The organism is Aerococcus sp. L_32 (genome assembly GCF_050689315.1).
Genome location: NZ_JBOEQF010000058.1, coordinates 1 through 12427, shown reverse-complemented (window position 1 = coordinate 12427; position 12427 = coordinate 1). Strand labels below are relative to the sequence as shown.

Annotated in this window: 10 protein-coding genes; 8 read left to right on the top strand and 2 right to left on the bottom strand. The window is 40.6% G+C overall.

What is annotated here, in order from left to right; genetic code table 11:
* Nucleotides 1-184: 184 nt before the first annotated feature.
* Together thrC and coaBC are read left to right on the top strand one after the other, a co-directional pair.
* The gene (gene thrC / locus ACRCJ0_RS05685; RefSeq protein WP_431389775.1) at nt 185-1675 is read left to right on the top strand and encodes a threonine synthase; all 1491 of its coding nucleotides are present in this window, start codon (nt 185-187) and stop codon (nt 1673-1675) included.
* Between the two features lie 23 nt (nt 1676-1698).
* Nucleotides 1699-2910, top strand: coding sequence for a bifunctional phosphopantothenoylcysteine decarboxylase/phosphopantothenate--cysteine ligase CoaBC (gene coaBC, locus ACRCJ0_RS05680; protein ID WP_431389773.1), 1212 nt, complete (start codon nt 1699-1701; stop codon nt 2908-2910).
* Nucleotides 2911-2981: 71 nt separating this feature from the next.
* Here coaBC and def read toward each other — a convergent pair whose 3' ends face one another.
* Nucleotides 2982-3554: a peptide deformylase gene (gene def / locus ACRCJ0_RS05675; protein ID WP_431389771.1), complete on the bottom strand. Its 573-nt coding sequence runs from the start codon at nt 3552-3554 to the stop codon at nt 2982-2984.
* A gap of 389 nt (nt 3555-3943) precedes the next feature.
* Here def and pdhA point away from each other — a divergent pair, with 389 nt between their 5' ends.
* From pdhA to lpdA, 4 genes are all read left to right on the top strand, one after another.
* A complete protein-coding gene (gene pdhA, locus ACRCJ0_RS05670) occupies nt 3944-5047 on the top strand; it encodes a pyruvate dehydrogenase (acetyl-transferring) E1 component subunit alpha (RefSeq protein WP_431389769.1) in 1104 nt (367 codons plus the stop codon).
* Between the two features lie 2 nt (nt 5048-5049).
* Complete coding sequence (locus tag ACRCJ0_RS05665; RefSeq protein ID WP_431389767.1) at nt 5050-6027, top strand: alpha-ketoacid dehydrogenase subunit beta; 978 nt, start codon at nt 5050-5052, stop codon at nt 6025-6027.
* 92 nt (nt 6028-6119) lie between these two features.
* The gene (locus tag ACRCJ0_RS05660; protein ID WP_431389765.1) at nt 6120-7766 is read left to right on the top strand and encodes a 2-oxo acid dehydrogenase subunit E2; all 1647 of its coding nucleotides are present in this window, start codon (nt 6120-6122) and stop codon (nt 7764-7766) included.
* A gap of 7 nt (nt 7767-7773) precedes the next feature.
* Nucleotides 7774-9186 carry a dihydrolipoyl dehydrogenase gene (lpdA, locus tag ACRCJ0_RS05655; protein ID WP_431389763.1) on the top strand — a complete coding sequence of 471 codons (1413 nt, stop codon included), beginning with the start codon at nt 7774-7776 and terminating at the stop codon, nt 9184-9186.
* 742 nt (nt 9187-9928) lie between these two features.
* Here the strand turns inward: lpdA and ACRCJ0_RS05650 are convergent.
* The gene (locus ACRCJ0_RS05650) at nt 9929-10834 is read right to left on the bottom strand and encodes a MetQ/NlpA family ABC transporter substrate-binding protein (protein ID WP_431389762.1); all 906 of its coding nucleotides are present in this window, start codon (nt 10832-10834) and stop codon (nt 9929-9931) included.
* Nucleotides 10835-11091: 257 nt separating this feature from the next.
* Between ACRCJ0_RS05650 and ACRCJ0_RS05645 the strand changes: the two genes are divergently transcribed.
* Nucleotides 11092-11367 (top strand): UPF0223 family protein, encoded by a 276-nt coding sequence (locus ACRCJ0_RS05645; protein WP_149358160.1) that lies wholly within the window; start codon nt 11092-11094, stop codon nt 11365-11367.
* Between the two features lie 48 nt (nt 11368-11415).
* Nucleotides 11416-12195 carry an inositol monophosphatase family protein gene (locus ACRCJ0_RS05640; protein WP_431389760.1) on the top strand — a complete coding sequence of 260 codons (780 nt, stop codon included), beginning with the start codon at nt 11416-11418 and terminating at the stop codon, nt 12193-12195.
* Nucleotides 12196-12427 lie beyond the last annotated feature (232 nt).

Genomic DNA, 12427 nt, shown 5'->3' with positions numbered 1-12427 from the left:
GTAATAAAATCTATTTTAACTGATAGAAAACAAACAATTGGTAATGAATTTTTCAATAGAAAAGTATGAGAAAAAATAGCCCACACTGCCATAAATGTACCTTCTATGGTAAAATAAAGCAAATATAAAGAGTGACTGACATAGGTAAAGTTGATCAACAATGTAATAGGAGTCGCTTAGGAGGATTAAGATGCAATTTAAAAGTACACGTAACCAGGATAATATCGTGACAGCTTCACAGGCCATTATTCAAGGACTAGCAACTGATGGCGGACTTTATGTCCCAACAGAATGGCCTAGCATTGACCTTGATTGGTCTGAATTAAAAGAGATGACCTACCAAGAATTGGCTTATTTTGTCATGTCTATCTTTTTTGATGACTTTTCAGAAGCAGATTTAAAAGCATGTATCGATGGGGCTTACGATGAAAAATTCGATACGGATGTAATTGCGCCATTAGCAAAAGTTGGCGAAGACTACTATTTAGAATTATTCCACGGTCCAACGATTGCCTTTAAAGACCTAGCGCTACAAATCTTACCTCATTTAATGAAAAAATCAGCTGAAATGAATGCCAATGACAAAGAGATTGCCATTTTGACAGCTACTTCAGGCGACACTGGTAAGGCAGCAATGGCTGGATTCGCAGATGTACCAGGTACAAAAATTATTGTCTTCTACCCGCAAGGTGGGGTTTCTACTATTCAAGAAAAACAAATGGTAACACAAAAAGGGGACAACACATTTGTGGTGGCAATTGAAGGGAACTTTGATGATGCGCAAACAGAAGTAAAACGCTTATTTAACGATGAAGCTTTACGCGCTGACTTAGCGGCAGAAAACATCCAATTCTCATCAGCGAACTCAATGAATATCGGGCGCTTAATTCCGCAAGTGGTGTACTACTTCTACACATATGCCCAATTAGTGAAACACGAAGAAATTGAAGCGGGCAGTCCGGTCAACTTTGTGGTCCCAACAGGAAACTTCGGGGACATCTTAGCTGGTTACTATGCACAAAAATTAGGCCTACCAGTTGGTAAATTGGTTTGTGCTTCTAACGATAACACTGTCTTATACGACTTCTTCAACACAGGAGTTTACGACAAAAACCGTGATTTCAAGCTAACTATTTCACCATCTATGGATATCTTGGTTTCAAGTAACTTCGAACGGATGTTATTCCACGCTTTAGGGGATGACGTGGCCCAATTGTCAGCCTTGATGAATGACCTAGATGAAAAAGGGCGGTACGAATTCCCAGCTGACCTGAGCGAGAAATTTGCATCCTTCATTGGCGAATTCGCCGACGAGGACCAAACTAAAGCGGAAATTGACCGCGTATACCAAGAATACGACTATTTAATGGATCCGCATACTGGTGTTGCATCAGCGAGTCTACAAAAATTGAAGGCCAAAGATGCCCTAAATGGACCAAGCGTTGTTGTGTCAACAGCTAGCCCATACAAGTTCCCACAAGCTGTTTTGACGGCTATTGGACAAGATGTTGAAAATGCGACTGACGATGAATTGGTAGCCAACATTAAATCTGCAGGAAATCGCGATTATCCAAATGCCATCAAAGAAATTCAAACTGCTGAAGTACGTCACAACCGCGTATCGACTGTAGCGGATATGAAGGCAACAGTTGTGGGCATTTTAACTGGAGATTAGCCAATTGGAAAGTGGAGGAGACCATGCTTAAAGGATTAAATTTAACAGTCGTTGTCACAGGTGGCATCGCTGCGTATAAAATCCCAGATTTTGTCCGTACCCTCATTAAAGCAGGGGCTAATGTGCGTGTTGCCTTGACACCGTCTGCCAAGCAATTTGTCACACCATTTACCTTTGAAGTCCTAACCAAATATCCACCATTAGTCGAAGGTGTCAACAGCCCGGATACCGTGGCCCATATCGCTTTAGCCGATTGGACTGACTACGCCATCGTTATGCCAGCAACCGCCAATACCATTGGGAAATTTGCCAATGGTATCGCTGATAATGAGGCACTTTCTATGATGTTGGCGCTCAATTCGCCACTTTTATTTATCCCGGCAATGAACGAGAAAATGTGGGCCAACAAGGCTACTCAACGTAACGTAAGCCAACTCCGTTTAAACGGCCACACTGTGGTTGAACCAGATACCGGCTTCCTAGCTGAAGGTTACGAGGGGAAAGGTCGGATGCCAGCACCTGAAGCTGTATTCCAAGCCCTATTAGCCTATATTGCCATCAATAAGCAGGCTAAAAACCTTGATTTAACTGATCATAAACTACTGGTATCAGCCGGCGGGACTACCGAGAAATTAGACCCCGTCCGATTCTTGACCAACCGTTCTTCTGGCAAAATGGGTTTGGCTATTGCCAATGCCGCCGCGCTTGCCGGCGGACAAGTAACCCTAGTCCGTACTGACCACGCTAAAAATCTGCCTGTTCTACCCGGCATAGAAGTGGTCACCGTCGAATCAGCTCAAGAACTGTATGACACTATGCACGAACATGTCACAGACAAGGATATTATCATCATGTCTGCCGCTGTTTCTGACTACCGGTCTGCTTATCCAGCTGATCAAAAAATGAAAAAAGACCAGCTATCTAATCAAGATGGTTTGACCATTCAATTGGCTGAAAATCCTGATATTTTAGCTAGTCTGCCTAAAGAAGGTCATTATACAGTGGGTTTTGCAGCTGAAACGCAAAAGGTGATTGAATATGGCCGCAACAAATTAGTGAAAAAAGGGGTCGACATGATTATTGCTAATGATGTGGCTGACCAATCTATTGGCTTTAATGCAGATGACAACCAGGTGACCTTGATCACTAACCAAGATGAAGTGGTGCTTGAAAAACAAAGTAAAATCGGTGTAGCAGTTGAATTGTTAGCCCGTATACAAGATGAAATCAAATAGCGCAAAAAAATGATGCCGGAATTGAAATCCGACATCATTTTTTCATATATACATAAGTAATTAATCTTAAATTACTCGTTGCCTAACAAGTTGGTATGCTCGTCAAGGGCGAATGGTGTTTCTTCACTGATGTGATCGTAGAACATGATCCCATTTAAGTGGTCAATTTCATGTTGCAATACGATGGCTGGGTAGCCAGAGAAACGTTTCTTATATTCATTACCGTCAATATCGTTGTAAGTAACTGTAATGCGGGCGTGACGAGGGACATAACCTGGTACGTCGCGGTCAACAGATAAACAACCTTCACCTTCGCGAAGACAAACACCTTCAACAGAATGGCTGACAACGCGTGGGTTTAGGAATACACCGTTTAATAGTGGCTCGGCATTTTCTGGATCCATCAAGTCTGGTACTAATAGTGCAGTCATTTGAATAGATACATCTAATTGTGGCGCAGCAATCCCAACGCCACCCCGTAAACCATATTTTTCCGCTAATTCTTCATCTTGGCTATTGCGCAAAAACTCCATCATATCATCAGCTAACTGACGAATTTCATCAGAAACTGGGAAAGTAATTTTTTCAGCTTTCTTTCGTAAGGTAGGATGTCCTTCGCGAATAATGTCTTTCATAGTAATCATCTGAACAACTCCTTTTCTTCTATCATAACTGATATATTTTCTCATAAAAAGTCCCTGAATGCAAAAATACCCAATCATGTATTCTTATTCACGAGATGTAACAGAAGTTTAAAAACGACTAATACAGTTTAAAAACACCTATAAAATAGTCTATTTTCTATTTAGTTGAAAAAGGCTTATTAGTAGTAAAAGATAAAGATTACTACCAAATTAATAATGGAAGGGTTTTCTAATTGCGGTTTCTGTATTATAATAGATTTTGTTGCAAAAATTGCAAAAAGATTGAAAAGGCTCGCATGATTTGATAAAGTAAATCAGTAAGGTAAACAAAATAACACAGCTTAACGATAGTATGTGTAATTTTTATAAAAGAGAGGAATGTGTTACAAATGGCTAAATTACCAGTAGATTATGAAGCGCAGCTAGATGACATCAGTGCTCAATTTCAAATGGTTCAAATTTTAGATGAAGATGGAAATGTTGTTAACCCTGACATCATGCCTGATTTATCAGATGAAGAATTAGTTGAGTTAATGAAACGGTTGGTTTTCTCACGTACACTTCATGAACGCTCAATGGCATTGGCAAAACAAGGTCGTTTAGGTTTCTACGCGCCTACTTTAGGTCAAGAAGCTTCTCAAATGGCAAGTTCTTATGCATTTACAAAAGATGACTGGTTGTTCCCAGGATATCGTGATATCCCTCAATTAATCGCTCACGGTTTAAAAATCTCTCAAGCATTCTTATGGTCTCGTGGACATGTTGAAGGTAACAACTACCCAGCTGATCTAAATGCATTGCCGCCACAAATTATCATTGGTGCACAATTCATCCAAGCGATGGGGTCTGCTCGCGCACAAAAATTAAATGGTGACAAAGCTGTAACATTTACATATACAGGTGACGGTGGTTCATCTCAAGGTGATGTATACGAAGGTATGAACTATGCTTCTCGGTATAAGGCACCAGTCGTATTCTTTATCCAAAACAACGGTTTTGCAATTTCAACACCTCGTTACAAACAAACAGCTGCTGAAACTTTAGCACAAAAAGCTGTATCTGTAGGTATCCCAGGTATTCAAGTAGACGGTAACGATGCTTTAGCAGTTTACGCTGTATCTAAACAAGCACGAGAATGGGCATTAGCTGGTAACGGTCCTGTTTTAATTGAAACAGTTACAAACCGTTTAGGCGCTCATTCTACTTCAGGTGATGATCCTAAGATCTACCGTACGCAAGAAGACATCGATAGCTGGACTAAACGTGAACCGTTAATCCGTATGCGTGCATTCTTAGAAGGAAAAGGCCTATGGTCTGAAGAAATCGAAAATGAATATGTAGAACAAGTTCGTGAAGAAATCAAAGAAGCTGCGAAAGAAGCTGACATGGCACCTAAACAAACAGTTACTCAATTCTTAGAAAACATGTTCGAAGTGCCTGGACAAAATATTCAAGAACAAATTGAAGCATATTCAGCAAAGGAGGCTAAATAATTATGGCTAACTTAACAATGATCGAAGCAATCACTGAAGCGCTAGACCAAGAAATGGCTCGCGATGAAAAAGTATATATTTTTGGTGAAGACGTTGGTAAAAACGGTGGTGTTTTCCGTGCGACCAAAGGTTTATTCGACAAATATGGCGAAGAACGTTTAAGCGATACACCATTATCTGAATCAGCTATCGGTGGTATGGCGATTGGTATGGCATTACACGGCTTCCGTCCAGTAATGGAAATCCAATTCTTTGGTTTCGTATTTGAAGTATTTGACTCAATTGCTGGTCAAATGAACCGTACACGTTTCCGTATGGCCCAAACACGTAACTTACCTATCACTATCCGTTCACCATTTGGTGGTGGGGTGCATACACCAGAAATGCATGCGGACTCATTAGAAGGTTTAATGGCACAGACACCTGGCTTGAAAGTTGTTATTCCATCAAACCCACGCGATGCAAAAGGTTTATTAACAGCTGCTATTCGTGATAACGACCCAGTATTATTCTTAGAACATATGAAACTTTACCGTTCATTCCGTGAAGAAGTTCCTGAAGAACAATACGAGTTAGAAATTGGTAAAGCTAACCTAGTTCAAGAAGGTTCTGATGTAACAATCATTGCTTATGGCTACATGGTTCGTGAAGCAATCAAAGCGGCTGAAGAATTAGGTAAAAATGGCGTTTCTGCTGAAATCGTTGACTTACGTACAGTTTCTCCATTAGATATGGAAACAATTACAAAATCAGTTGAAAAAACTGGTCGCGTAGTAATCGTACAAGAAGCACAACGTCAAGCAGGTGTTGCCGATAAAGTGGCTTCAGAAATTTCTCAACGTAGCATTCTATCTCTAGAAGAACCTATTAAAGTCGTAGCTGCGCCAGATACAGTGTTCCCATTTGGTATGGCTGAAAATGCTTGGTTGCCAAATGCAACTGATATTGTTGCGGCTGCTAACGAAATTACAGGTAAATAGTAATTAGGGGCGTGACACTGACGTCACAGCCCCCTTTATTACTTGTTAAAATATAAACTTTAAGCTCAAATTAGAAGGGATGAATAACAAATATGGCCTTTGTATTTAATTTACCAGATGTCGGCGAAGGTATGGCGGAAGGCGAAATCGTTTCATGGTTAGTAGCTGTAGGCGACCAAGTCAACGAAGAAGATCCAATCGTTGAAATCCAAAACGATAAATCAGTAGAAGAAATTTACTCACCAGTTTCAGGTAAGGTAACTGAATTACATTACAGTGAAGGTGATGTTGCCATTGTTGGTACACCATTAATCACTTTTGAAGGTGAAGGATTAGAAGACAACGCAGCTGCATCAGCGCCTACAGAAGAAGCTGCAGCACCTGCACCAGCAGCGGAAGCACCAGCTGCACCTGCAACAGGTGGCGGCGTATACCAATTCACTTTACCAGACGTTGGTGAAGGTATGGCTGAAGGTGAAATCGTTTCTTGGTTGGTTGCTGAAGGTGACGAAGTAAATGAAGAAGATTCATTAGTTGAAATCCAAAACGATAAATCAGTTGAAGAAGTAGCTTCTCCTGTAACAGGTAAGATCGTTCGTATCTTAGTTGAAGCTGGAACTGTTGCTAACGTTGGCGATGTATTAGCTGAAATTGATGCACCTGGTCATAACTCAGAAGCATCAGCACCAGTTTCTACTCCAGAATCACCTGCACAAGAAACTAAAGCGGCGGATCCAGCAGCTGGCGTATCTACAAACGCATCGGCTGGTAATGTACCAGTTGCTTCAGACCCTGACAAACGCGTATTAGCAATGCCTTCTGTACGTCAATTTGCTCGTGAGCAAGGTGTTGACATTACAGCTGTTGCTGGTACTGGTAAAAATGGTCGTGTCTTACGTGAAGATGTTGCCAACTTTAACGGCGCAGCAACTATTGCGCCTGAAGCACCTGCTACTGAAACTGCACAAGCTACTGCAACAGAAGCACCAGCAGCTAAACCAGCTAAGAAAGCTGCCGCAGTTGCTGATAACTCAGACCGCGTAGAACGTATCAAGATGACACCAATGCGTAAAGCAATCGCTAAAGCAATGGATACTGCTAACCACACAGCACCATCTGTTACATTGTTCAAAGACGTTGAAGTTTCTAAATTATGGGATCACCGTAAGAAGTTTAAGAACGTTGCGGCTGAACGTGGTACTAAATTGACATTCTTACCGTACGCAGTTAAAGCTTTAATTGCTGCAGTTAAGAAATACCCTCAATTAAACGCGTCAGTTGACGATGCAAGCCAAGAGTTTGTACATAAACATTACTACAACATTGGTATCGCAACAGATACAGATGCTGGTTTATACGTACCAAACATCAAGAATGCAGACACCCGTTCAATGTTTGATATCGCTGATATCATCAACGAAAATGCTGCTAAAGCACACGCTGGCGAACTTAAAGGTCCAGACATGGCTGACGGTACAGTATCTATCTCTAACATCGGTTCTGTTGGTGGTGAATTCTTCACACCAATCTTAAACTACCCAGAAACAGCAATCTTAGGTTTTGGTGCAATCAAATCTGAACCAGTAGTAAATGCTGACGGTGAAGTTGTTGCTGGTCGTGTATTGAAATTATCATTGACATTTGACCACCGTATCGTTGATGGTGCAACTGGTCAACAAGCGCTTAATGAAATCGCTCGTTTAATGGCTGACCCTGAATTATTATTAATGGAAGGATGATTTTAGAATGGTAGTAGGCGCATTCGCAATTGAATTAGATACAGTTGTTGTTGGTTCTGGACCTGGTGGCTATGTAGCTGCCATCCGTGCCGCACAATTGGGGCAAAAAGTAGCCATCGTTGAGCGTGAGTTCATCGGTGGTGTCTGCTTAAACGTTGGATGTATTCCATCTAAAGCCTTGATCCAAGCTGGTCATGCTTATCATAACGCTAAAGGCGGCGACGCTGTCTTTGGTGTAACTTCTGGTGACGTTAAATTAGACTTCGCGCAAACACAGGATTGGAAGAACAATACAGTAGTAAATACTTTAACTTCTGGTGTTGAAATGTTACTTAAAAAGAACAAAGTTGAAATCATCCGTGGTGAAGCTTACTTCAACAACGAAAATGAATTTACTGTAATGGGTGATGATGATTCTCATCAATTATACTCATTCAACAACGCAATCGTTGCAACAGGTTCTACACCAATCCAAATCCCTGGATTCAAATTTGGTGGCCGTGTTGTAGATTCAACAGGCGCTTTAAACTTTGAAGAAGTTCCTGAAAGCTTAGTTGTTATCGGTGGTGGAGTTATCGGTTCTGAATTAGGTATGGCTTACGCTAACCTAGGTTCTAAGGTAACTATCTTAGAAGGTTCTCCTCAATTATTACCAACATTTGAAAAAGATATGGTAAAAGTTGTAGAAAAAGAAATGAAGAACATCGGTATCGAAACAACTGTCAACGCTATGGCGAAAGAAGCCGTAGACAACGGTGACTCAGTAACAGTTAAGTACGAAGTTAAAGGTGAAGCTAAAGAAATCACTGCTGACTACGTATTGGTATCTGTTGGCCGTCGTGCGAATACTGCTGATTTAGGTTTAGAAGCAATTGGGGTTGAGTTAACTGAACGTGGTTTAGTGAAAGTTGATAATCAAGGCCGTACTTCAGTGAAAAACTTCTTCGCAATTGGTGATATCACACCTGGTGCTGCTTTAGCGCATAAAGCATCTTACGAAGGTAAGATTGCTGCAGAGGCGATCTCTGGTAAACCAGTAGCTATCGACTACAAAGTGATGCCATCTGTAGCTTACACTACACCTGAATTAGCTTCTTACGGTTTAACTGAAAAAGAAGCTAAAGATCAAGGTTTAGACGTGAAAACTGTGAAATTCCCACTAGCGGGTAACGGTCGTGCATTATCATTAAACGCTGGACAAGGTTTCATCCGTTTAGTAGCGACTAAAGAAGATGACGTATTAGTTGGCGCGCAAATGGTTGGTATCTCCGCTTCAGACGTTATGGCTGAAGTTGGTTTAGCAATCGAGGCCGGTATGAATGCAGAAGACATTGCTTTAACAATCCACGGTCACCCTACATTATCAGAAGCTGTAATGGATGCAGCTGAAGGATTATTAGGTATGCCAATCCACATGTAATCCAGTTTAACTGGTCACTAATTGAATATTCAGACGAGAAAATCCCGTGTAAGTTTGACTTACGCGGGGTTATTTTTTTGACTTTATACCAAATGAGTTCTCTGAGTTTTATATTAAAAAAAGCCTCTAAAAGAAATTTGAATAAAGGTAAAAGGAAAGCCAACCAATATCAGCCTCAAATATAAACTAGCATCTGCCATAATAGTTTGAGCTCCTTGTGCAATATTTGCAGAAAACTAGGTGTAATGATCAGTCCAAAGGTTAAAACAAATGCGAATGGTATAGCGCCAAATGTAAGGATAGTAGCCATTTTGTATTTGAGTTTTTCATATACTTAAATGCCAAAAATTTGCTCATCAAGACCGGAGCATCGATACAGATATCTTAAATCGATAGTATAGTATGATAATCGTCATGGTTGGGGCTGAAGTTCCAAATGTTGCAAGGACATTTTTACCAATAAAGCGACCGAAAATGATTGAATCTAAAGCTTTATAAGAGAGTTGAATCATATTCTTGGCGTCGGCTCTCGCACCTTAAAAAGCCGAACTATTACTGTCAAGTAATTGGCGTAATTTGGGAAGCATTGAAAGAGTTTGACTTTTGAAACCCGATATCATAACGCAGTGACTTAAGGATGCCTATACTTTAGAAGGAACCCAACATTAAGAACCCTGTTAGATATAGAAATGGCGTTAGGACTAAAAAATCCTAACGCCATTTTTTATTTATACAAGCAATATTAGCTTTCAGCTAACTCTTTTTCGTAGTCAGCTTCTGGGTTATCAGAATCTGACCAAATTGGGATCGAGCTACCACCAGAGATTTCTTCAATCTTCGCTTTTGTTTCTTCAGACTGGTAAGCCTCTACAATAGCTTGAATATCTGGATTGTCCACTTTGTCTTCTGTCGTTGCGATGATATTTTTCTTCACTGGGTCAATATTTTCCGCATCATCAGTATCTACATAAATAGCGTCTTCAGGGTTCAACCCGGCATCCATCAACATGTCACCACCGATAGTAATCAAATCTGCATCCCCAAGAGAGCGGGCAATTTGTGACGGATCCATCTCGATGATTTCGATATTTTTCGTATTTTCAACAACGTCTCCTTTAGTTGGCGCAAAACCTGCATCATCGTCCAATTTAATTAAACCGATATCTTGCAAGCCTAAGAAAGCACGTTCCGCGTTAGTTGCAGAATTTGAAACTGCAACAGTAGCACCTTCAGGAATAGCTTCTACATCAGTAATTTCAGGTACTGCGAAAATGTACATCGGTGACACAATCGTATAAGCAATCGGTGTAATCTTTGACTCATTAAGGTCTTTAGCGTATGCGCTCAAGAAGGCGATGTGTTGGAAGGCATTTAAGTCCAATTCCCCATCCTCTAAAGCTCGGTTTGGTTGTGAGTATTCTGAGAAAGTGACCACTTCAAGGTCAATCCCTTGGTCCTCTAAACGTGTCGCCACATCTTCCCAGATTTCAGCCGTCACATCACCAACTACACCAACTGAGTATTCCCGTGGTTCTTCAGTAGTTGTTTCACTAGATAACGCATCTTCACTTATACCATTTCCGCAAGCTGTAAGAAGGAAAGCACTGGTAAAGGCCAAGCTCAATTTCAAACTTTTCTTAATATTCAATAAACTTCTCCCCAATCATTAAATGATAGTTGTATTTTAACCGAGGGGCGGGGCGATGGCAATCAAATAAAGCTGGAATCTGGCCCTTATTTTGCCCATACACACCATATGCAAACTACTATTGCGCAATCTGAAAATCGCCAACTTTATCAATTGAAAATTAAAGGATGATGAAAACTTGAAAAACTGATGGCTAAGTTATCTCTTTTACATATTTTCCGCTATAATAAAGATGAAAACAAAAGCGGAGGAATACGATGTCTAACAATTATCAATATCCGATCGATTTAGATTGGACGAGTGAAGAAATGGCGATTGTGGTAAAAATGTGGAATGGCTTGGAACAAGCTTATGAATCAAGCATCAACCGCGAAGAATTGTTGAGTAGATATAAGGCTTTTAAGCAAGTTGTGCCAAGCAAAATGGAAGAAAAACAATTAGGCAATAGCTTTGAAAAGATTTCTGGCTATCAACTTTATGGCACGATCAAAAAAGCTAGAAATTTAGAAACAAAATCCATTTCAATGCCATAAGGGTGAAATGGTAAAGTGTTGTAAGTGAAGTAGGAGGCATGTTAATAGATGTTAGAAGTGCGGGCAGCATTGGTGAGAGAGTGGATTGAAGAAGCAACAACCTATATCCACGACCAATTGAATAGTGAAATCGAAATAGAAAGTAAATCAAACCGAAAAGATTTGGTCACCAGTGTAGATAAGGAAGTCGAATTATTATTTAGACAGAAGATTGCAGAGAACTTTCCAGATGACCGTTACATCGGTGAGGAGAAAATGGGGGACACACCGTCCAATCTGGCTGGCGGTGTGTGGATTGTAGACCCTATCGATGGGACAGCCAATTTTGTCTTACAACAAAATCACTTTGCCATCATGGTCGCTTACTACGAAGACGGCCTTGGAAAGCTAGGTGTCGTGTACGACGTGATGAATGACGATTACTTTGAAGCCGCCGCTGGTCAAGGCATTAAACGAAACGGCCAAGTCTTTCAACCACCATTCAAGGACAAAATCCTAAAAGACTCCTTGATCGCGGTCAATGGGGGTATGGTCATGACTGACGCTTATAAAGTACAAGAGCTAGTCAAAGAATCTATGGGTCTTCGCATATATGGGTCAGCGGGTATTGAAATCATCGCCTTGTTGAAGGGTGAAATTGCCGCTTACGTATCACCGAGGCTGCAACCCTGGGACATTGCTGCCGGCCAAGTCTTGGCAAACGAAGTGGGTATTCAAGTGTCGCAATTTACTGGCGAACCGGTTGATTTATTAAACCGAAATCGGGTATTAGCAGCCTACCCGTCAGCATACCGACGAATGATTGAAAATTTGAAGGGTTCAAGATAAGCAAGCATTGTACTTTTCATATCAAGAGGGGCTTGAACTTTATGATTTATTTGGTCGACATAATCGAAAAAACTAGTAATTTCAATTGATAAGTGATACGATATTATGGCGGTTTTATTACGAGAAACTTTGTTAAAGTTTATAACTATGGGTTTTACGGTAAAACGGTTTCATAAACTTGACAAATAATTGATACAAATTTTGTATTTATTATATAAATGGAGGAATTTTT